At 59.1% G+C, this 21,558-nt stretch carries 21 protein-coding genes; 9 read left to right on the plus strand and 12 right to left on the minus strand.

The features are described 5' to 3' along the window. Nucleotides 1-21: 21 nt before the first annotated feature. A complete protein-coding gene (locus tag AWB74_RS09160) occupies nt 22-1,104 on the minus strand; it encodes an extracellular catalytic domain type 1 short-chain-length polyhydroxyalkanoate depolymerase (protein WP_061146456.1) in 1,083 nt (360 codons plus the stop codon). 332 nt (nt 1,105-1,436) lie between these two features. Beyond that, on the minus strand, nt 1,437-3,203 hold the full coding sequence (gene lhpI / locus AWB74_RS09165; protein ID WP_061146457.1) for a cis-3-hydroxy-L-proline dehydratase: 1,767 nt from the start codon (nt 3,201-3,203) through the stop codon (nt 1,437-1,439). 319 nt (nt 3,204-3,522) lie between these two features. Between lhpI and AWB74_RS09170 the strand changes: the two genes are divergently transcribed. Next, entirely contained in the window at nt 3,523-4,467 is a 945-nt protein-coding gene (locus AWB74_RS09170) for a dihydrodipicolinate synthase family protein (RefSeq protein WP_061146668.1), read from the plus strand. Nucleotides 4,468-4,638: 171 nt separating this feature from the next. Here the strand turns inward: AWB74_RS09170 and AWB74_RS09175 are convergent, their stop codons facing one another. Together AWB74_RS09175 and AWB74_RS09180 are read right to left on the minus strand one after the other, a co-directional pair. After that, entirely contained in the window at nt 4,639-5,742 is a 1,104-nt protein-coding gene (locus tag AWB74_RS09175; protein ID WP_061146458.1) for a mandelate racemase/muconate lactonizing enzyme family protein, read from the minus strand. Nucleotides 5,743-5,811: 69 nt separating this feature from the next. Beyond that, nucleotides 5,812-6,837 (minus strand): Ldh family oxidoreductase, encoded by a 1,026-nt coding sequence (locus tag AWB74_RS09180; RefSeq protein ID WP_061146459.1) that lies wholly within the window; start codon nt 6,835-6,837, stop codon nt 5,812-5,814. 375 nt (nt 6,838-7,212) lie between these two features. Between AWB74_RS09180 and AWB74_RS09185 the strand changes: the two genes are divergently transcribed. The 4 genes from AWB74_RS09185 to AWB74_RS09200 all read left to right on the plus strand — a co-directional run bounded on the left by AWB74_RS09185 (nt 7,213) and on the right by AWB74_RS09200 (nt 10,765). Then, nucleotides 7,213-8,178 (plus strand): substrate-binding periplasmic protein, encoded by a 966-nt coding sequence (locus tag AWB74_RS09185; protein ID WP_061146460.1) that lies wholly within the window; start codon nt 7,213-7,215, stop codon nt 8,176-8,178. A gap of 163 nt (nt 8,179-8,341) precedes the next feature. Continuing rightward, nucleotides 8,342-9,106 (plus strand): amino acid ABC transporter permease, encoded by a 765-nt coding sequence (locus AWB74_RS09190; protein ID WP_061146461.1) that lies wholly within the window; start codon nt 8,342-8,344, stop codon nt 9,104-9,106. Further along, complete coding sequence (locus AWB74_RS09195; RefSeq protein WP_327361554.1) at nt 9,106-9,912, plus strand: amino acid ABC transporter ATP-binding protein; 807 nt, start codon at nt 9,106-9,108, stop codon at nt 9,910-9,912. The genes AWB74_RS09190 and AWB74_RS09195 overlap by 1 nt, the downstream gene beginning before the upstream one ends. Before the next feature lie 169 nt (nt 9,913-10,081). Continuing rightward, nucleotides 10,082-10,765: a GntR family transcriptional regulator gene (locus AWB74_RS09200; RefSeq protein WP_061146462.1), complete on the plus strand. Its 684-nt coding sequence runs from the start codon at nt 10,082-10,084 to the stop codon at nt 10,763-10,765. 28 nt (nt 10,766-10,793) lie between these two features. Here the strand turns inward: AWB74_RS09200 and AWB74_RS09205 are convergent, their stop codons facing one another. Next, on the minus strand, nt 10,794-11,450 hold the full coding sequence (locus AWB74_RS09205; protein WP_160110233.1) for a GntR family transcriptional regulator: 657 nt from the start codon (nt 11,448-11,450) through the stop codon (nt 10,794-10,796). 295 nt (nt 11,451-11,745) lie between these two features. On the opposite strand from AWB74_RS09205, the gene AWB74_RS09210 reads away from it, so the two are divergent. From AWB74_RS09210 to AWB74_RS09225, 4 genes are read left to right on the plus strand one after another with little or no spacing between them, the layout of a single operon-like run. Further along, nucleotides 11,746-12,537 (plus strand): aldolase, encoded by a 792-nt coding sequence (locus AWB74_RS09210; protein ID WP_061146464.1) that lies wholly within the window; start codon nt 11,746-11,748, stop codon nt 12,535-12,537. 48 nt (nt 12,538-12,585) lie between these two features. Continuing rightward, nucleotides 12,586-13,473, plus strand: coding sequence for a substrate-binding periplasmic protein (locus AWB74_RS09215; protein WP_160110235.1), 888 nt, complete (start codon nt 12,586-12,588; stop codon nt 13,471-13,473). Nucleotides 13,474-13,524: 51 nt separating this feature from the next. Further along, nucleotides 13,525-14,199, plus strand: coding sequence for an amino acid ABC transporter permease (locus AWB74_RS09220; RefSeq protein ID WP_061146466.1), 675 nt, complete (start codon nt 13,525-13,527; stop codon nt 14,197-14,199). A gap of 35 nt (nt 14,200-14,234) precedes the next feature. Then, complete coding sequence (locus AWB74_RS09225; protein WP_087038929.1) at nt 14,235-15,020, plus strand: amino acid ABC transporter ATP-binding protein; 786 nt, start codon at nt 14,235-14,237, stop codon at nt 15,018-15,020. Nucleotides 15,021-15,092: 72 nt separating this feature from the next. On the opposite strand, the gene AWB74_RS09230 is transcribed toward AWB74_RS09225, so the two are convergent. From AWB74_RS09230 to AWB74_RS09260, 7 genes are all read right to left on the minus strand, one after another. After that, nucleotides 15,093-16,127, minus strand: coding sequence for a proline racemase family protein (locus AWB74_RS09230; RefSeq protein ID WP_061146468.1), 1,035 nt, complete (start codon nt 16,125-16,127; stop codon nt 15,093-15,095). A gap of 51 nt (nt 16,128-16,178) precedes the next feature. After that, nucleotides 16,179-17,015, minus strand: a complete 837-nt coding sequence (locus AWB74_RS09235; protein WP_061146469.1) for a substrate-binding periplasmic protein — start codon at nt 17,013-17,015, stop codon at nt 16,179-16,181. Nucleotides 17,016-17,074: 59 nt separating this feature from the next. Next, complete coding sequence (locus tag AWB74_RS09240; RefSeq protein WP_061146470.1) at nt 17,075-17,734, minus strand: amino acid ABC transporter permease; 660 nt, start codon at nt 17,732-17,734, stop codon at nt 17,075-17,077. Continuing rightward, nucleotides 17,731-18,372, minus strand: a complete 642-nt coding sequence (locus AWB74_RS09245) for an amino acid ABC transporter permease (RefSeq protein WP_061146471.1) — start codon at nt 18,370-18,372, stop codon at nt 17,731-17,733. The genes AWB74_RS09240 and AWB74_RS09245 overlap by 4 nt, the downstream gene beginning before the upstream one ends. Next, the gene (locus AWB74_RS09250) at nt 18,372-19,127 is read right to left on the minus strand and encodes an amino acid ABC transporter ATP-binding protein (RefSeq protein WP_200821951.1); all 756 of its coding nucleotides are present in this window, start codon (nt 19,125-19,127) and stop codon (nt 18,372-18,374) included. The genes AWB74_RS09245 and AWB74_RS09250 overlap by 1 nt, the downstream gene beginning before the upstream one ends. 265 nt (nt 19,128-19,392) lie before the next feature. Further along, entirely contained in the window at nt 19,393-20,493 is a 1,101-nt protein-coding gene (locus AWB74_RS09255; protein ID WP_061146473.1) for a cis-3-hydroxy-L-proline dehydratase, read from the minus strand. An 82-nt stretch (nt 20,494-20,575) separates the two neighbouring features. Further along, a complete protein-coding gene (locus AWB74_RS09260) occupies nt 20,576-21,544 on the minus strand; it encodes an ornithine cyclodeaminase family protein (RefSeq protein ID WP_235024525.1) in 969 nt (322 codons plus the stop codon). Nucleotides 21,545-21,558: the final 14 nt, after the last annotated feature.

Consider the following 21,558-nt stretch of genomic DNA (forward strand, 5'->3'; position numbering starts at 1 on the left):
TATGCTGCCGCCGTGGTTCAATCAAGGCGAAACCTGCCTGAAAAATCGGACGATCTCCCTGGTGGCACTCGGACCGCGCAGGTCGGTGTACGTGCCGTCCGGATGCCCGCCCGACCATGCGTGATCGAGGCCATGAATCAGCCACTGCTCGCCGACGAGCGCCCCACGCTGGTCGCGAAAGACTCGCCGGGTGTACGCATGAAGCGTCGCTTCGGGATCGATGCGCATCGAGTCAGCCGGTTCGTCGCAGCCGACATCGCCATATAACATCTGGTTCATCGCCACGATCTGATCGCCATTGCGCGGATGCACCGTGTCGTCGGCATCGCCGTGAAAGACGATCAAGGGCACCGTGCGCTGCGTCTGCCCTTCCGGGAACAGTTCGGGCAAGCGGATTTTTCCCTTCCCGTCGTTCATTGCGCACAGGGCCGAAAGTTGCTCGTCGGCGACCCCGAATGCTATGCCCGAGTGAATCGCGGCAGCGGCATAGAGTTCCGGATGCGTCACCGCGAGATTGACGGCCATCGCGCCGCCCGCCGACATTCCGGCGACATAGACGCGCGCGCCATCGACGTTATACGTCTCCATGACGTGCCTCGTGAGTGCCGCAATAGTCGCCGTCTCTCCATACTCGCGCGTCTGGTTCGCAGGCCGAAACCAGTTCCAGCAACGCAGCGGATTGGCGCTTTCCGACTGTTCCGGGTAGACGACGATATAGCCCTCGTCTTCGGCCACATCATTCATGCCGGTTCCAGCAGCGAAATCGTCGGGGTCCTGCTGCGCGCCGTGCAGCATGACGATCAGCGGCAGCGGCTGACCACAGTAACTGCTCGGGATGAAGATCTTGAAGCATTGCGTGTCATCCCCGGCATCGAAGCGCTGGCTGAGCCACTGCTGTGATCCCGTCGACACAAATCTTTCCTCGAGCCGCGCAGCCGTGCGCTTCTCGAAGGCTTCTTCCGCTTCTTCGACTCGCTGTCGATCGACGGGATGTGCGACCGCAGTCTCCGTATCGCCGATGAATTGGGCGCCGGAACTGAGCGGCGCGTATCCGAAGAGTGACCAAAAAGTGTTCGCCGGGCCGAACGGGTCAAAAATGTTCATCTGTTTCCCATTGGTAGTGAAGCAGTGCCCAATGACAGGCGATAAAAGGTCTCGAGTCCCCGACTCGGGCAAAGGTCTCACACGGTCCGCGATGTAACGGTGCGCATAGCCACATTTGAAGACCGGGCGATGCCTGTAATGGCAAGTGGCGTGCCAACCCTGCGCTGACGATCTGGCTGTCGCAGGACTGAACGCTGCCGCCGATGATCCCGGACGATAAAGTCAGTCGTAACCGCCTCGCGCAACTTTCTGCTTGTGCGTAGCTTTTCGTGGACGAGGGAAGACTAAAAAAACGCCGACTCGTTGGTCGGCGTAAATGTCTCTTCGAGGTATCAGGAGAGCCACATCGGCAGCTTCGCATCCCGACGCCCCGTGCAGGCGACTTCGACGCAATCGGCGAGGCTGCCGAAACGCACTCGCCTGCCGACCAGACCCGGCGCGTAGTGCGCGTACTTTCCGGAGTTCGTCATCAACGTGGATGTCTTCTCGGGGATCACCGGTTCACCCAGCATGCACCAACAGGTGTCCGTGATCAGCGTTGCACCAAATTCGCGCAGTACGTCCAGATAACCCGCTTCGTTCGCCTGTTCATTGATCTGACGTCCCATCGTCACGACCACCTCGGTATCGGGGGACTTCTCGCGGCCGGTGCACAACTCGGCCAGGCGTTGACACTCGGTGATGGAAAAGTGCGGATTGCCGAGGGAGATGAGCTGCACGGCTTCTTCGGGCGAGCTATCGAGTTCACGCCACGCACGAACGAGATCGCTCCGGTGCACGGTGATCCGTCGACGCGGAACGTCCCCTCCCGATGCCGCTCCGACGCTCGGCGCTTCGGGCGTGATGCCGACGATGTGGAACATCGGAGCCGCTGACGTCGTGGCGAAGGCGGCGCTGAACGCCTTCAGATCGTCCAGACTGGGCGCTGCCTCCTCGAGGCCGCATATCACGGGGATTTCCGTGGTCGCCAGCAAACCAGCGTGATAGCCCAGCAAGGGATAGAACGCGTCATCCGCTCCTTCGGGTTTCTGCACGTCCAGTCGGAGCGTGGCCTTTCGCCCATCATCGACATGACTGCCGGTGAGCGGCGCGCGACCCGTCAGGGCAATGCAGATGTCCAGGTAATCGGGATATTTCTGCGTCCGCGCTCCCAGCACGCTGTTCGCGAACACCACGGCATTCGACTCGGCCCATACGATCTGTTCGCCAAAAGCCGGCTTGGTATCGAGGAGGTAAGGCGCACACGTGAAACTGACCTTCGCGCCCATCTGCAGGTACGCATCGCCCAAAGCGCTCGCGGGTTCACCGAGCGTCGGATCGATGCCCAGTTCCCTCCATCTTCGCTGGTCCACGGAGATCGAATTGAGCGTGGTCGGGACACGTACCTTTGCGCCCCAGTTCACCAACTGGCGTGCAAAGCGAAGACTTGCGTGCCCGGTGTAGATGCAGCCATCGATATGGGCTTGCTTTACATCGATCAGTTCGCGAGCGCCTTGCAGCTGCGCCACTTTCAGGATCAGCTGCATTGCGACCTGAGCGGCCTTGCCATGCTGCCCTTGCAGCGTTTCACGGTCTTCTGCGCTAAGCGCGATGCGATCGTCCGGAACTGACGTGGAAGCCGTGACCGCTGAAGGGCGTGACCATGCGGACGAAGGATGGTCGGCGAGCAAAGTCACCGTTCCTTCCTCCATCCTCACTCCAGGCACGCCTTCCAACTGTGCGAAGGCTTCCTGACCAATCGAGAGCACAGGAAACGACTTGCCGAAGATCACTTGAGCGACCAGCACGCCGAGCGTCAGTATTTCGTCCGGTTCGGCGAGGATTAGTCCCGCGGGCGCGTGTCCATTCAGTATGAGTTCGAGCATCACGCTGCTGCCCGTGCATGAGCCTCGGCCGCTGGGAATGGCAAGGACCTTGCCGTCTATGAACGCTCCGCTCAACGGGTGGTGCCGATCGATGACTTCTCCCGTAAAAGGTTCTACTCCGCCCCAGAAGCTCAGCCCGACCGTCGAATAGACGAGATCCGATTGCGCGCTGCCCCCGACGAGACTGCGGCCTTCGATCTGCCTCGCGGTATCGAGTTCATAGTTCGAAAACATGTGTACGCCTTTTTGATGTGAGACAGTATAAATCGCAATTTGTATAAAATATTCCACACTGACGAGGCTGTCAACCGGGACACTTAGCCGGCAACGCAAATCCTCCATGAACGCCAAAACCCTTTCACAGCATGGATTTTGACCGCTTAGTACTAACCCCAAGCAATTTTCATTTTGTATAAAATATTCGCTTGAGTTAAGATTCTTCCGTGGGATGACCAGCGTGACGAGTCCCCGCCTTCTCTGCTGACCACGGTGCCTGTGTGTAGCCTCGTACCACGGCTTCCGAACCCTCTAACGAATGTTTGAAGGAAACACGATGAGCGACAACATCTTCACTGGCACCATCCCCGCCCTCATGACGCCTTGCACGGCCGACCGCGCCCCCGACTACGACGCACTCGTCAAGAAGGGCCGCGAACTGGTCGACATCGGCATGAGCGCGGTGGTCTACTGCGGCTCGATGGGCGATTGGCCTCTCCTCACCGAAGCACAGCGTCAGGAAGGCGTCGCGCGTCTGGTGGCCGCTGGCATCCCGACGATCGTCGGCACGGGCGCGGTCAACTCGAAGGAAGCGGTCTCTCACGCAGCACACGCGGCCAAGGTCGGCGCGAGCGGCCTGATGGTGATTCCGCGCGTGCTGTCGCGCGGCGCTTCGCCGGCTGCGCAGAAGGCACACTTCGCCGCGATCCTCGAAGCTGCACCGGCCCTGCCCGCCGTTATCTACAACAGCCCGTACTACGGCTTCGCGACGCGCGCCGATCTGTTCTTTGAACTGCGCGCGAAATATTCCAACCTGATCGGCTTCAAGGAGTTCGGCGGTGCCGCGGACATGCGTTACGCTGCCGAGAACATCACCAGCCAGGACGACGAAGTCACGCTGATGGCCGGCGTCGACACGCAGGTATTCCACGGCTTCGTCAACTGCGGCGCTACCGGCGCCATCACCGGCATCGGCAATGCATTGCCGCGTGAAGTGCTGCAACTGGTCGAACTGTGCCGCAAGGCCGCCAAGGGCGATGTGACTGCACGCCGTCAGGCGCGCGAGCTCGAGTCGGCGCTGGCCGTGCTCTCGTCGTTCGACGAAGGAACCGATCTGGTGCTGTACTACAAGTATCTGATGGTCCTCAACGGCGACAAGGAATACACGCTCCACTTCTACGAAACGGACGTGCTCAGCGATGCCCAGCGTCGCTATGCCGAAACCCAGTACGCGTTGTTCCGCAACTGGTACGCGAGCTGGTCGAAAGAGGTCAATGCGTAAGGGTTGAACCACTGAGTTGTCTTGCGGCCAGCGAAAGCTGGCCGCTTTGCTTTCGAGCTTGGCAATCGTTTGAATCCGGGCGGGTCTTTCATCGAATCAACTAAAAAAGGAGCGGTCGCTTTTACGACTGCTCCTTTTCTTTTTCAACTTTGTCAAGCCGCATACGCCCACTTACGCGACTGAGAACAACGGCGCACCGAGCCTCGATTCGTCGACTTCGATTCCCAGTCCTGCACCGGTCGGCGCAGAGCCAAAACCATTTTCCGAGCGAGGCGCATAGCCGGCAAGGTGTCCATCGGTCCAGTCGTTGAAGAACGGCGTCATCAACAGGGATTCGGGCCGCGTCGTTGCGGCGACATGGCTCGTCGCTGCCGTGATGATGTCGCCGCCCCACATGTCTTCGACCGATACCGCGAGATTCAAGTCCTGAAGAAGATCCCGGGCCTTGACGACATTGGTCAACCCGCCCAGCTTGCCGAACTTCAGGTTGATCGAAACAGCATTGGCTTCGTACTTCGCGCGATACACCTCGTCGTGACTGGTGATCGATTCGTCGAGGACCAGCGGCACCGACGAACCGCGCGCGGCGAGAATGCAATCGATGGTCGATCGGCACGGTTGTTCGACATAAACCGGCAGTCCTGCCAGCCCCTGAAATGCCATCTTGGCCGCGGCCAACGACCAGCCACCATTCGAATCCGCCACGATGACCGTTTCGCTATTGCCCGCTTTCACACTGGCACGCGTACGCGCGATGTCATCGAAAGGATTGTTACCGACCTTCAACTGGAAGCGGTTGATACCCGCTTTTCTGCGCTCTTCGATGAACTCGCCCATCGACTCCGGCGAACCGAGCGGCACCGCCTCATAAATCGGGAATCGCTCGTTGATTACGCCGCCAATGAGCGCGGAGATCGGGCGATTCACGGACTTGCCGAAAATGTCCCAGCAAGCGATATCGATCGCGCTCTTGGCGAACTCCTGCCCCATCAAGGTCGCGTTCATCGTGCGATTGACCTGGCCGATGTTGGTCGGGTCGCTGCCGATGAGCGCTTGCCCAAGATCGCGAAGCGCCGTGCGAACACCTTCCGGAAAGACCGGAAGATAGACCTTGCCGAGTGTCGTGATTTCGCCCCACCCGCTGATCCCTTCATCGGTACGGATGCGGACCACCGTCCCGTCTTCGGTGTTCGCACGGCGATCACCGGACATGATGTACGTGCCGTGAGCGTAGCCAACCACATACGAGTAAATGTCGAAGCCAACAATTTTCATGGTGCATCCTCAGTCAGATAATGAATCGCATGCTGGGTCGTTACAGGCGGCGGCGCTTCCGCGAATTCCTTACGCTCGAAGCGCGCAGATTTCCTGGTAGAGCGACTCATCGAGACGCACGCCTTCTTCGAAGCTTTTGATGCGCGCGGCGAATCTCCGCTGCGACGGCAGCCGTGCTCCCTGTCCGACGATGTGCTGCAACAGAAGCTCGGCGCGCGCGTGATTCTCCTGAGCGTCGCCGCCTGCGAACCTGTCCGGAGAGAAGGCGATGATGAGCTCGCCGTGAATGGGTGTGATGCCAATGCCGCCGTCACGTGCCTGCGACTCGAAACTCATCAGATCACCTAGCAGCGGTCCGGCGAGCAGTTCGATCATTGCGGACAGTGCGGAGCCTTTATGCAATCCGAACGGCAACATCGCGCCTTGCAGGGCTTCCTGAGGATCGTTCGTCGGATGGCCGTCGCGATCGAGCGCCCAGCCGTCCGGAATCTTTTCGCCTTTACGATGCGCAAGCTCGATCTCGCCGCGCGCAGCGACGCTGGTCGCAAAGTCGAATACGAACGGCGGCGTGCCGGGTCGCGGCCACGCGAAAGCAAAGGGATTCGTCCCGAACAGCGGCTTCTTTCCTCCTGCAGGAGCGACGTATGAGTGACTTGGCGTCATGGCGATCGCCGCGACGCCGTGCTCAGCCAGCGCCTCGACTTCCTGCCAGAGCGCGGAAAAGTGGTAGCAGTTATTGATCGACAGCGCCGCGATGCCGCATTCCCTGGCTTTGCGCACCAGGACGGGCGTCGCCACGTCGAAGGCTACCTGCGAGAAACCCGACTTCGCATCGACCCGGACGATGCCGGGAGCGATGTCGTGGATTTCAGGCACCGCGTCGCCGGAGACTTTGCCCGAACGCATCCCCTTCACGCAGACCAGCAAGCGATACATGCCGTGTGAATGGCACTCGTCGCGCTGCCCCGCCACGACTGACCTGGCCACAGCCGCGGCGTGCTGTTCGTTCATGCCATTGCTCAGGAGAACGTCACGCGACAGCGCATACGCCTCGTCGAGCGAGAGTTGCATAAATGATGATGAGGGATTCGTCATGGGGCTTACGAAGAGTCTCGGTTTGAAGCGAAAGGGATGCGAACGTGCTTGCACTCGCCGGTCAACAGGCGGGATCTCGCACACGAATTTTATACAATATTCGGCATCGGTCAACTGGAGAATAGCCGAGGACAGAGAGCTTGTACGAGCCGCAGCACCGTATTTATCCGGGCTCTGAGGGTATACGCCCAAGCACTGCAAATCTTCGTTGACTTTGTGTTTTTTATACAATCTACTATATTTAACAAACGCACCGAGCTTTTTCCGATCACTCGCATCACGCTAACTGGCTTGCGTCGTTGCGGACCTGCGCGCGGATTTTCGGTGGTTTGTGTTCCAGTCGCGATTGTATTTAAGAGCCTTACGGAGACAGTTATGTCAACGCACTATTCTGCAATCCTTTATAAGCTGGCGACCCGGTCGACGCTCGCGAAGCTCGCTGGCGGCGTCACCTTATGCCTGGCGTCGTTGGGCGTGGCCAGTACCGCAAGCGCTGCCGACATCGATCCTGGCACCCCACTTCGTGTCGTCATTACCGATTTGCCGCCTTACGTCCACAAGGACGCCAACGGGCACCTCGACGGCATCGACGGCAAGCTCTTCGATCAGGCAGCGCAGCAACTCGGCTTCAAGTACACCGTCACGGTAACGAACTGGGATGGGATGCTGGCCTCGGTGCAGTCCGGTAGAGCCGATCTCGCCGTGTCCGACGTGGCCTGGACCGAAGCTCGGGCAAAGACCGGCTTGTTTAGCGACCCGGCCTACTACCTGCCCCAGCTGATCGCCGTGCGGGAAGGCGTCAACATTCGCGGCGTGGCCGATCTGACGGGCCATAGTGTCGGCGCCATCAACGGACAATCGTACGTCGATGCCGTCAACAACGTGCCGGGCGCGAAGCTGCGGCTTTATCCCGACACCGTCGCTCTCCTGTCCGACATCGCGGCGGGCCGACTGGACGTCGCGTTCATGGACCCACTGGTCATGGTGTACCAGAAGAAAGTCCGCCCGGACCTGCACTTCAATGTCGTGCCCCTGCCCGCTCCGTCGATGGCCGATGTCGCCGCACATCCCAAGTGGGCAGTTTTCGGCCCGCAAATGATCGGCTGGTACGTGCGCCCCGGCGCGCAGCAACTCGTCGACAAACTGAATGGCGAGATCCGCAAGGCGTGGGCGCAAGGCACCAACGCCGCGAACATCAAGGCAGTCGGCGTGACCGATGTATCCCCGTTTCTCAGTCCGGGTTCGGAATGGTTGAAGACTTATGAGAAGCAACGCCGCGGCGTCGATCGCGCCGCTGACTGGACCCCTCCGAGCAGTGACACCGCTGTCGCGAAGAAGTAGCACCGATACATCGGCAGGCGGAGAAGTGCGGTCGGCATCCTGTATCGATCATCGGTTCTGCAGCACATCGACGATGCCGCCCGCGAACACGGTTTCCAGACAGCCCATGCCTGTCGGTTCAGGACAGGCGGGCCGCTTTCGGCACATGTGAAGGGTTAAGTAAATGGACAAGCTAGGTAGTTTCTTCAAGGTTCCCTGGGACACTTACTGGACTGATCTTATCGACGGCATTGGAGTCACGCTTCAATACACGATCTCCGGCTTTATCGGCGCGATCGTGCTCGGCGTGATCCTCGCGCTGATGCGCAGCAAGGACGAATCACTCCTTGCCAAAGGCACCCGGGCGTTCGTCGAGGTGTGGAAAAACGTCCCGCTGATCACGGAGATCTTCATCATCTACTTCGGGCTGTCGTCGGTCGGCATCAATCTCAGTGCGTTCGCCGCTGGCTCGTTGGCGCTGATCGGTCACTACGGCGCGTACCTGTCCGAGATCTTTCGCGCTGGCATGAAGTCGGTCGATAACGGGCAACACGAGGCAGGACTGGCGCTCGGGATGACCACGTTCGGTATCTTCCGGAAGATCCTGGCACCGCAGGCCATTCTTGTCGCATTGCCCGGTACGGGGACCATGCTGGTGGATCTTTTGAAGAGCACGTCCCTGATGGTCACGATCGGCGGGGCGGACCTGATGACGCAGGGGCAGATCGTTACCTCGGCGACTTTCCGGGCGCTGGAAGTCTATATTGTGATCGGTGCGATCTACTTTGCACTGTGCTTCCCGCTTTCGTCCTTCCTTCTGTACATCGAGCGTCGTCTGGCGAACGGTCACCCGTTCTCCCTTCGCCGTATCGGGCTCCTTCGATCCGCCAGGGCTGTCCTGGATTCGCGTGCCGGCGCCCTTCAAGTTGCGACCGAGGAGAAAGCGTGATGGAGAACCTTGTCGTGGAACGAGTAACGCCGGTGGTCAAGCAGACCGAGTCAATCATCAAGGCCGAAGGGGTATCGTTGTCCTTCGGGAAAATCAAGGCGCTCGAAGACGTTTGTATCGACGTGGGTCAGAGCGAAGTCGTGACGATCGTCGGCCCGAGTGGTGCAGGGAAAAGCACGTTTCTGCGTTGCTTGAATCTTCTGCAGAAGCCTGACCGCGGTCACATTACGATCGACGGCAGGCTGATCTTCAACGATTCGGCCAGCGTGAACAAACGGGACCTGCTGGATGTGCGACGGAAGCTGGGCATGGTCTTCCAGCGCTTTCATCTGTTCCCGCATTTGACCGCGCTTGAGAACGTGACGCTCGCCATGCTCGACGCGGGCATCGCCACGCGCGATGAAGCGGTCGAAACGGCCACTAACCTGCTGGACCGAGTGGGACTTCTCAAACGCGCACTCTCGCCGGCTCCGCGATTGTCCGGCGGCGAACAACAGCGGGTCGCCATCGCACGCGCACTCGCGATGCGGCCGCGGGCACTTCTCTTCGATGAACCGACCTCGGCGCTGGACCCCGAGGCCAGTCGCGAAGTGCTTTCCGTGATGAAGGAACTGGCCCAGCAAGGCACCACGATGGTGGTCGTGACGCACGAAATGAAGTTCGCCCTGAACGTGAGCGACCGGGTCCTTTTCATGGAATCCGGCCGCGCGATCGAGACGGGCACGGCCGAAGACATGTTCTATCGTGCGAAGTCGCCCAGGGCGCGAGCGTTCTTCGCTCAGGCGTTGGATCACATGGAAACGTGATTGCGCGCGCAGTGGGGCGGATCAAACCCCGTTACAGGCCGACCATCAGAACGGTCGGCTTTTCTGCCACACAAGGTCGGCAGTCGTCGAACGACTTCCTGTTTTGTCAACCGTGGAGTGATATAATTTATACAACTCTCGACGAGAGATAGAAGGACGGATATCCGCCATGAATTCCACTGTCACGAGCTCACGGCTCCAGGCGACGACCGTCGCGGAACAGGCTGCCGACGCATTACGTCGCAAGATCCTCTCGGGCGAGTTGCCCGAGGGTTTCCAGCTTCGACAAGATGCGCTCGCCGCCGAATTCGGCGTCAGTCGCATTCCCGTGCGGGAAGCGCTCGTTCAACTCGAAGGGGAAGGACTGGTTCGGATCGTCCCTCACAAAGGCGCTGTGGTATCCGAGTTGTCCATCGCTGAAATCAGTGAACTGTTCACACTGCGCGGATTGCTCGAACCCATACTTCTGAAGAAGTCGGCCCCGAAGCTGACCCAGGCAGATTTCGCCGAACTCGACGCGATACTCGCGGAGTACAAGGAAGAGTTGCACGCTCAGCATCCGGCGCGGTGGGGCGAGCTGAACACGCGTCTGCACGATCTGCTGATGTCACGCGCAGAACAACCCCGCACGCTTTCGATTGTGACAAGCCTGCTGCAACAGACCGATCGCTACACGCGCCTGCAGTTGTCTCTGAGCGCGGAAAGCTGTCGCCGTGCAGAGGAAGAGCACGGCGAACTCGTGCGCTTGTGCAAGACGGGAGACGTGCGTGCGGCTGCCGCTCTTCTGAAGCGCCACATCGATCACGCGTGCGAAGAGCTCGAAGCCTTCATTCTGTCGCGCAGGCGGCTCTGATAAACGCCATGCCCTGACGCGGCCGTCATCACCCCTTCGTCAGCGTCTGACGCGACGCCCGCAGCTGCTCGCGCCGCTCCTCGATTATCTTCTCGTAATCCACGTCACAGTTCTGGCTGTTGATGTGGTGCGTCCACGTTTTCTCGAGCTGACGAAGGTTGCCCTCCTTGAGCGCCGCGAGCAGTTCGTGGTGTTCCGCGACGATGGAAGTCAGATTGGTGATGTGAGTCGTCAGACCCAGCACGATGACCAATTGTCGGGCGATCCCCTCCCAGAGATTCAACACGACGTCGTTACCGCCAATCTCGGCGAGCTCGCGATGAAACGCCACGTCCGCAAGTGCGAGGCCGTAGTAGTCCTGGCGCAAAACCATCAGTTCGATTTCGTCCACGCGCCGGCGTAGCCGGAGATGCGTCTCGGGCGCATCGTTTAGCTTCAGCGCCACCACGCGCTTCACCGCCATCATCTCGAGCGCAAGGCGAGCTTCGAGCAGATCGAGGACGCGTTGCCGCGACACCGGCACCAGCCGAATGCCCTTGTTCGGCACGCTGGTGACGATTCCCTGACTTTCGAGCATCCGCAGTGCCTCTCGCACGGGCACACGGCTGACGCCGAGCTTTTCGGCGATTTCTGCTTCCACGATCCGGTCGCCCGGAAGAATCAGGCCGCGCGACGCGCCGCTCACGATCGCGTCGACCGCCGAATCCACCATCGTTCGCGCGCGAACGGGCTCCCAACTAGGTATCGAAAGGTTGTTCATTGTCTGCACATTCTGGCTGCACCGTCCCCTGCCGGAATTCTCGGTGTTAACGCGAAGGTATGCAATAGATTCTTGATCTTCGTATTTTTACGTGATTGTATACACGTATGCCGTGACGCGGGCAACTTCTTCCCCGACGGTTCCTTTGCGGCGCAGCAACTTTTCGAAACCCGCCGACGCAGCCGATTTCAGGGCGATCGTCGCTCACAACGGAGCAGGAATGGCCATCAAACTCAAGGTTGACCCGTCGAAAGCCGCGGATTACGCCGATGTCGATTTCAACAGCGACGAGATCTGGCAGACGCGCGTCGATCTCGCCGCGGTATTTCGCATCAGCGCGCACTACGGCTTCAACGAAGCGGTCGACAACCACTATTCCGCCCTGCTTCCGGGCCGCGACGATCTCTTCCTGATCAACCCTTACGGCTACTCCTTCTCGGAGCTGACGGCCTCCTCGCTCCTCGTCTGCGATTTCCACGGCAACGTGTTGAGCGGCCGTGGCGAGCCGGAAGCGAGCTCGTTCTGGATCCACGCGCGAGTCCACAAGATGAAGCCGAACATTCGCTGTCTTCTGCATGCGCACACGCCGAATGCCACGGCACTGTGCGCCTTGGACCGCGATCCGTTCGACTGGTCGATCCAGTCGTCGATGCGATTCTATGGAGTCCTTTCCGTCGACAAGGAATACAACGGCCTCGCTCTCGACGACAGTGAAGGGGACCGTATCGCGCGCGCGCTGGGCAATGCCGAGGTGGTCTTCATGCGCAACCACGGCGTCAGCATCGGCGCGAAGACCATCGCGGAGGCGTGGGACGACCTCTATTTCGTCGAACGGGCAGCTGAAGCGCAAGTCAAGGCGTACAGCACCGGCGCAAAGATGGCTCCGGTCTCGCACGACATCGTTGCTGCGGTCGCCAAGGGCGAACGCGCATCTCATGCAGCGAGCGCCCATCTTCACCTCGAAAGCGTCAAGCGTTTCCTGAACCAGACCGCACCGGGCTATGCCTCGTAACCCGCTGATCCTCCACACATGCCTCGCCAACATCGAAGGGAATACAAAATGAAGCCACGATTGACTTGCGCCAGCGTCATCGCATCGCTGTTTTTGCCGCTCGCACTGCACGCCGGAACGGCCCAGGCCGCAGGCGAGACGCCCCACTATGAATCGAAACCCATGTTCGACAACTGTGGCGACCCGTCCTATGAGAAGGCCAAGAAGGAAGGCGTTGTGCTCGGTTATTCCGAACTGCCGCCGGAAAGCTGGCTCGATACGAAGACCAACGAGGCGAAGGGTATCGACGTGGAAATTCAGAAGCAGGCGCTCGCCTGGATGGGCGTGAAGATCAAGCGCGTCGAATGGATGCCGTGGGACAGCACGGTGCCGTCGCTGATTTCCAAACGCATCGACGTGATCGCGAGCGACATTCACCACACGCCGGAACGCGACAAGGTCATCAGCTTCACCGGTCCCGCGTTCTGGTATGGCCCGGGCATCATGGTCAAGAAAGGCTCGGGCGTCAGCATCAAGTCTTTTGCCGATCTGAAAGGAAAGAAGGTCGGTGTCACCGCCGGAGAAGCAGCGGACTCTTATTTGAAGGGGATCGGCGTGATAACCATGCCCTTCAAGGACGACCTGACGAAGTTTCAGAGCCTCGCCCAGGGACGCCTCGACGCCGCTATTACCGATCAGTTGCTCTGGGTGAAATTCAAGGCCGAAAACCCGAACACGAACCTCGAAATCCTCAACGATGTGCCGACGCCCCGATCGATGATCGACGGCGGCGGCTTCGGCAGCGCTCGCTACGCGGTTCGCAAGGAAGACTGTTCGCTGCGCGCGGCCTACACGCAGGCGCTGGCGGAAATGACGGCCAACGGCACCACGTCTGCCATCCTTCGTCAGTTCGGCCTCACTGACAAGAACCTGGTTTCATTCGATCTCAAGCCGTAAGGTCGGGCACGCACTGGACCTTCGGCTGCAAGTTTTCAGGAGAGAACGGAAATGATGGACTTTCAGTTTCATGTGGCAGCGGACAGTATCGGGCTGCTTCTTCACGGTCTGCTGCTGACCGTCGAGCTCACACTTATCGTCATGGCGCTGAGCCTTGTCTTCGGACTTGTCGTTGCGCTTGCGGGCCGCTCGCAATTCGCCGTGCTTCGCTGGATCGTGAAGGCATACATCGAAGTGATTCGTGGAACGCCGCTGCTTCTGCAGCTGATCTACATCTACTTCGTGCTTCCGGAATTCGGCGTAACGCTCGATCCGTTCGTTGCCGCGGTCATCGCTCTCACGCTGAACTATTCGGCCTTCATCTCGGAGGTCTACCGTGGCGCGATCCAGGCTGTGGCCCGTGGTCAGTACGACGCGGCGGCGGCGCTCGGCATGACCCCGGGGCTTTCGATGCGCCGGATCGTAGTGCCGCAGGCAGTGCGTTCGGTCATCCCGGCGCTGGGCAACTACTTCATCTCGTTGTTCAAGGACACGGCGCTTTGCTCCGTCATCAGCATGCAGGAGATCATGTTCAAGGCGCAGATGACAGCAGCGCAGAACTTCCAGTACTTCACCTTGTACACGATGGTCGCAATCATGTATTTCGCAGTGAGCTTCCCCGCTGCCCGCTTTGTCGAACACATCGATCGCATTTCGCGTCGCGCATTCACCCGGAGGACCCACTAATGAACACGATCGCGCAAACCAAACCGGCGCGCCCGATGGTCGAGCTGACCGGGCTGTGTAAATCGTATGGCCCGCACGACGTACTGAAAGGCATCGATCTGACCGTGAACAAGGGCGAGGTGGTCTGCATCATCGGCCCCTCCGGCAGTGGCAAGTCGACGCTGCTTCGCTGTATCAACCATCTCGAGCATCCCGAGAAAGGCATCGTGCGTATCGATGGCCAGACGGTCTTTCGTGACGAAGTGAACGGGAAGTATCGCGATCACAGTCAGAAGCAGATTGCGGCCGTCCGGGCGCACGTCGGCATGGTGTTCCAGCATTTCAATCTGTTTCCGCACCAGACGGTCATTCAGAACGTCATGGAAGCGCAAATCCATGTGCTGGGTCGCTCGAAGCAGGAGGCGCGTGATGTCGGTATGAAGATGCTCACGACGGTCGGTATGGCGGCCAAAGCAGATCAGTACCCGATCGAGCTTTCGGGCGGTCAGCAGCAGCGCGTCGCGATTGCGCGCGCGCTGGCGATGGACCCGAAGGTGATGTTGTTCGACGAAGCGACGAGCGCGCTCGACCCCGAACTGGTCGGTGAAGTGCTTCAGGTGATGCGCAAGCTCGCTGACGACGGCATGACGATGGTTCTCGTGACTCACGAGATGGCATTCGCGCGGCAGGTGGGTACGCACATTGTGTTCATCGATGGCGGCGTCATTGTCGAGGAAGGTCCGCCTGCGGAGCTATTCGGTCGCCCCAAGAAGGATCGCACGAAAGCGTTTTTGCAGAACATCGCGCACGAGGCTCATCATCATCCGGCCGAAGCTGCCTGAACGGATCGGCCGGCAGGAAGCCTCTGCGGCTGAGCGCCCGGAGCCTCAATAAAGACTCCGGGCTCGAACATGCTACCTGATATGAATAGCCTCGGCTCCCCAAGCGTCGGGCAGCGCAAAGCCATGAGCAAAAGGATCGCTCGGATCCAAAGACAGTTGGCTCATTCCATAGGTCCAGCAACGCCCCGACACGTTGGGTAGCACTGCCGGCTTCGCTCCCACCGACGTTTCTCCCGTCAGCCGTACGCGGAATTCGCTCCCGATGATCGACTGCGTGGTAAGCGAGTCGCCAACGACCACTTCATTACGCGCGTGCAACACCGAAAGAATGGCCGAGCTGCCCGTTCCGCACGGCGATCTGTCGACTCGACCGGGCCAAAGCGTGCAGCATGTACGGATGACGCCGCCCGGCATTCGCTGCGCGAAGATCGCATAGGCAATATGATCGATGGACGGGATATCCGGATGTTGCACCTTGAATGCCTCGTTCGCGGCCTTCTTGATCGCCATCCCTGCCCTGACCAGCTTGTCGGTGTCCTCAGGCCTGATTTCGAAACCGAGCTGATCGACAAAGACGACCGCGTAAAAGACGCCACCAAACGCGATGTCGACTCTGACCTTTCCCCATTCCGCGGTCTCGACGACCTGATCCAGTGCTTCGACAAACGCCGGAATCATGTCCAGAGACACACGGACGCATTTTCCGTCCTTGCATTCGACGTTGGCCGTTACGATCCCGGCGGGCGCTTCCAGCCGCAACTGCGTGTGCGGTTCCTGCATCTCGATCATCCCGGTTTCCAGCAGAGCCGTCGCGACGCACATCGTGTTGGCGCCTGACATCGGATGCGCCTCATCGGCCTGCAGAACGATGAAACCCGCGTCCGCTGTCGGATCGCATGGCGGGACCATGAGGTTCACGGTTTGATTGACCGCGCCGCGGGGCTCCAGGCAGACGAAACGTCGGAGGCTATCGTTCTCCTTGTTGATGTAGTCCATCTTCGCGGTCATCGTCTCGCCTGGAATGTCATAAATCCCCGATAACACGACTTTCCCCACTTCCCCCTCGCAGTGGACGTCAAGCAATTGCAACGTCTTCTTCCAGCGCATGATCGAATTCCTTTCCCGATGTTAGAAATAATCCGTGGACGGCTTTTTCGCTTACTGCACGAGCCGGGGTTCGCCGACGTCCGCTGCTGTAGGTTGCAAGCCGTAGGATTGGAGGATCTTCGCGATTTCCCCCGTCTTATGCATTTCGGCGATATCCGCGGTTATCGCGTCGCCAAGCGCACTGTTCGATTTCTGATAGGGAAACCCGGCCTGACTGGGGCTCTGCGAGGCCGGTACGCTTGCATCCGGCTTCACCGGCATGACCTTGTAGCCGCGATAACCGGCAGTCTTTTGGTTATATGCCGCGGTCAGATAGCTATCGATTCCGATGTCGATACGCTTCGCTGACAGATCTTGCGCGAGCGCCACCGGGTTCGGGTAGATGGTCAGCGAACTGCCGAGATACTTCTTCAGATCGGCGTTCCAATACGAGCCAGCGACGACACCAACCTTCTTTCCTTGCAGCGCGGGAATCGTGTCCACGCCCTCCATCGAAATCACGCCCATTTGATCCGTATAGAGCGGACCACTCAGGCCCAATACCTTGGCTCGTGCGACCGTTCGTTGCCAGTCGCCGATACCGAAGTCCGCTTTCCCCGTCGAAACGGATTGAATGACGGCGCCCGCATCGACGATACTGACGTTCAGTTTCAGGCATTCCTTTGCGGCGATAGCCTTGACGATATCGCCGTCGATACCTTTGACCGCGTCGTCTCCTGACTTGCCAGAAAAAGGCATGTACTCGTGCGCGACGATGGTGAGCGTATCCGAACTGATGGTCGGAAACTTGTGAGCCGGCTTACATTCGTCCGCGATCGCATTGCTCGACAGGAGCGCGAACAGCATTCCGGCGCAGAAACCCGTACGTCCAAGAGATTTGCTGGTCATTTCGTTATCCGAAGTTAAGGAAGTTCGTAGAAGTCGGCAAGATGTCGGTTCAGCGATAGTCAGGCAGTATGACGGGAAAGCCTCCGCTCGAGAAAGGACACTAGAAAGCTTGCAGGCACGCAGACTGATACAAAAAACAGCGCCGCCAGAATCAGGATCGGCATGTATTCGAACGTGTCCGAACCGATGCTGGAGGCTTGACTGACGATCTCGGGAAGCGAGATGGTGAAGCACAACGATGTGCCCTGGAGCATCAGGACAGAAAACCCGAGTAGCGCTGGCAACGCGACTTGCAGGCCTTGAGGAATGACGACGAAGCGCAGCGCGTCCCAGCTAGTGAGCCCGATGCTTGCCGCCGCTTCCTTCTGACCATGCGGGACCGCATCGAATCCTGCGCGAATGATCTCGCTGGTGTAAGCCCCGGCGTTGCAGGTGAAAGCGATGACCGTTGCTACGAAGGAAGTGAAGGTTATGCCGGCAGACGGCATGCCGAAATAGACGAACTGAAGGAGAATCAACAGAGGCGTGCCCCGGCCAATCTCGACTACAAAAAGCGCTGCGTAACGAACAAGGCGTGACTTCGCCTGGACGGTCAATGCGAGGAACATGCCGAGAGGAATGCCCGCCAAGAGCGAAACGGCCGTGACCTTCAATGACAGCATGAAGCCGTCGGCCAGCACCGGGAACCATTCTTTCCAGAATTCGAATAGATGAGTCATCGTGAAACCTTCGAGCGCAGGTGCGCATCTGCACGTCGGGCGAGGTATGCGACAGGCACGCTGAGCAGTATGTAAATCAGCGCCGTTTCCGCATAAATGCTCAGACCGCGGAATGTTTCCTGAGAAAGGTGATAGGCCTGAAAAGCCAGCTCACCCACGCCTATCGTCGATGCGATCGCCGAGTCTTTCAAAAGACCGATGAGATATGTCGCTGCGGACGGAAGTGCGATACGCCCAAGCTGCGGGAGGATCACATCCTTGAATTGCTGAGCCCTGGAGAGGTTCAATGCTCTGCTGGCTTCGAATTGCCCGGGATGTATCGCCGACAGGGAGCCGCGATAAATCTCCGACATGTTTGCCGCAGTAATCAGGCCCAGTCCAATCACCGCAGCGGTGAAGCCGCTCATCGCAAGGAGGCCATTCCCGACTCCGAAGAAAATGAAGAACAGGAGGACGATCGGCGGTATCGACCGACATGCAAGCACGAAGACGGACGCAATACTTCGTGAAAACACGTTGTTCGAGATCCGCATCGCGCAGATGGGCAGACCCGCCAGTGCGCCCAAGACGAACGACGCGGTCGTCACTGCAATCGTCCAGGGAACGCCCGACAGCAATTCGGATGTATGAATGCTCATTAGCGATCCCTCACGGCATTGAGGAACTTGATTGCCCGCTCGCTCTTCGGGGAACGCATGACCTCTGCGCTAGGTCCTTCCTCGAGAATGCGACCATCTGCCATCAATAGGACACGATCGGAAACGCTCTCCGCGAAATGCATTTCGTGGGTGACGACGATCATCGTCATGCCCGACGCCGCCAGTTCCTGCATGACGGTCAGCACCTCCAACCCCAATTCGGGGTCGAGCGCCGATGTCGGTTCATCGAAAAGCATGACTTCGGGCTCGAGCGCCAACGCCCTTGCGATTGCGATGCGCTGCTGTTGGCCGCCCGAACAACGCGCGGGATATTGATTCGCCTTTTGCGCGAGGCCGACCCGTGCCAGTAGTTCCATCGATCGTTCATCGGCCTCTTTTTTCGTGCGCCCCATCGTGCGCTCTTGCGCGAGACTGACGTTGCGCAGAACGCTCAAATGCGGGAAGAGATTGAATGACTGAAACACCATTCCGATCTTCCGGCGCAGCGCCAACAGGTCTCGTCGAGACGGCGGCGATCCTGCGGTCAGCGTGACATCGCCGATCGAGATCACGCCCTCGGTCGGCGTCTCGAGCTGGTTTATGCAGCGGAGAAAGGTGCTCTTCCCGGAGCCGCTGGGTCCGATGATGGCGACCACTTCACCCTTCTTCATTTCCAGACTGACCTTGTCCAGAACGCGGTGTGTGCCGAATGTCTTGCCGATCTCCGTTGCCTTCAGAAGTGCGGGCGTTTGCATGGCATGGACTCGCGGGGCGCTGACCGGACGCATTAGGGACTCGTTAAATAGGCTATTCATGCGGATTCCTTAACACGCTGATGCTTGGCAATTCGTTCACTCAGGTTAGCGGCGCCATAAAAATTCGAATTGTATGTTTCGGACAATTTTTAGGTCGAATCGAACCGGTCGGGTTTACCATCCCGCCACCAAGCCCTATCAGGCGGTACGTTCGACGAAGACGTGCCAGGCCCTCGTCGAACGCCGTTCGCGCCGTTCTTCAGTGTTACGACACCTCGCCGACGGGATCGCCGAGGACATCCATGTTCGGGCTTACACCTAATCCCGGAGCTTCGGACGCGTACATGTATCCGTCGCTCAATTCCGGTCCGCCCGAAGCGATCGACAGTGTGTGATATTCGTGAAACGCCGACGACTGAAAGTGGAATCCGGTCGGCGCCGAATGTGCGAGGTGTGCGATTGCGGCGGTGTCGATCTCGCCGCCCCACGAGTCTTCGATCGTGAGCGAGATGCCCAGAGTGGCAGCAAGGTCTCGAAACTGCCTCGCTTTCGTCAATCCGCCGATTCGGCTGATCTTCAGATTGACGACGTCCATAGCCTGATCCTGATACCCCCGCATGAGAACCTTAATATCCTCCATGCATTCATCGAGAATCATCGGGTGATCCGAGTGCTTGCGGACCGCCAGGCACTCTTCGTAGCTGAGGCAAGGCTGCTCGATATAAATATCGACATCGCGAATCGCTTTGACGACGCGAATCGCCTCATGTTGACGCCAGCCGGTATTGGCGTCCGCGGCGAGGATATTGCCTGATCGCAATTGCGCTGAAACCGCGAAGATTCGCTCGATGTCGGCATCCGGGCCAGCGCCGACCTTCATCTGAAACTGCTTGAAGCCCTCTTCCTGATACTGTCGGATTTTCGCAGCCATGGCCTCCGGCTCCTGTCGGCTGACGACCTTGAAGAGCTTGACCTTGTCGTGAATCCGACCACCCAGCAGGTTATATACGGGCTGGCCGGTTGCCTTACCAAGGATGTCCCAGCACGCCATATCGAGCGCGGACTTGACGTACGGATGCCCTTTGAGAAGCTCGTCCATCCGGAGATTGATTTTTCCGAGCTGGCAAGGATCTTCGCCCAACAGGCCGTGCGCCAGCTTCATCAGGCCGGTTCGGGCGCCTTCGGCATACGCAGCGAGATAAGACGGACCAAGCGGACAGATTTCGCCCACGCCCGTAATGCCGCTATCCGTTTCAACGATAAGCACCGTGCTATCGAAAGAAGAGAAGGAATACGTCGACCAACTGTACTTTCCTTCCTTCAACGGAAGGTCCACTTGATAGATCGAAATCTTCGTGATTTTCATGTTGCCGCTCCTGGTTTTGTTGAATGGCTGACAGGTTCAAGGAACGATGTCCGGAGAACCTTATGAGTCGTGTCGCGAACAGCTAGACGCTTGCGCCAAGTTCCTTGGCTACCGCCAGAGCGACGAGCAGGTCAAGATGCGCCCCGCCCGCATTCTTGAACACGGTCGCCTTGCCGCTGCGTTTGGGCGCAGCCCGGACCATGTCAAAGAGATCGCCCTTGATATCGTTTCGGGTCAGCGATCCGTTGGCTATGGCCCCCGCAATGTCGCCAGCTTCTATTGCTGTGTCGGTGAAGTCGACAAAGACATCGGATCGTGCGATCACGTCGTCGTCGGCCTCACGCATGTCTGGCCGATATCCGCCGACCAGATCGACATGCGCGCCGGCCTTCAGGAAGCGGCCTTTGATGATCGGACTCGTGGAACCCGTGGCCGCTGAGATGATGTCCGCCTGTGCCACTGCTTCATCGACATCCGCGACCACGTCAACCGCGCGGCCCGATTGCCGCAGCGTTGGCGCGATAGCATCGAGTTTCTGCGGAGTGCGATTCCACAGCATGATCCGCTCGATGGATGGCCTGACATGCAAATGTGCTTGCGCCAATGCAAGAGCGATGGGCCCCGCTCCAATCACGAGTAATGTTCTGCTGTCGTTGGCCGACAGTAACGCGGAGGCAAGCGCCGAATCCGAGGCGGTTTTCCATCGCGTGATTTCAGGGCCATCGAGTATGCAGGAAATGGCCTTCGTCTCTTCATTGACGACGACGAAGATCGCGTCTTCCGTCGGCAGCGGCTTTTCCTTCTGCGCATTCGGCGGAAAGATGGAAGCGACCTTGACGCCTCCCCCATAGCCGGGAAGTATTACGCCCCTCGAAAAGAGGCTGAACGGACCGTTCTGCAGCAACAAGTCTTCGGTACTGGGCCGTGCTCCGAAGTGGCCCTCGCGAAGTGCTTCAATAGCGTGTTCCCAAGTCATGACCGACCGGATATCCCGCACGGACAACATCACAACGCTCATCTGCTCGTCTCCTTTGACCTTGCGGGTGTACAAGTCACCCCGCGTTA

The sequence above is a fragment of the Caballeronia arvi genome (assembly GCF_001544695.2).
GTDB lineage: Bacteria > Pseudomonadota > Gammaproteobacteria > Burkholderiales > Burkholderiaceae > Caballeronia > Caballeronia arvi.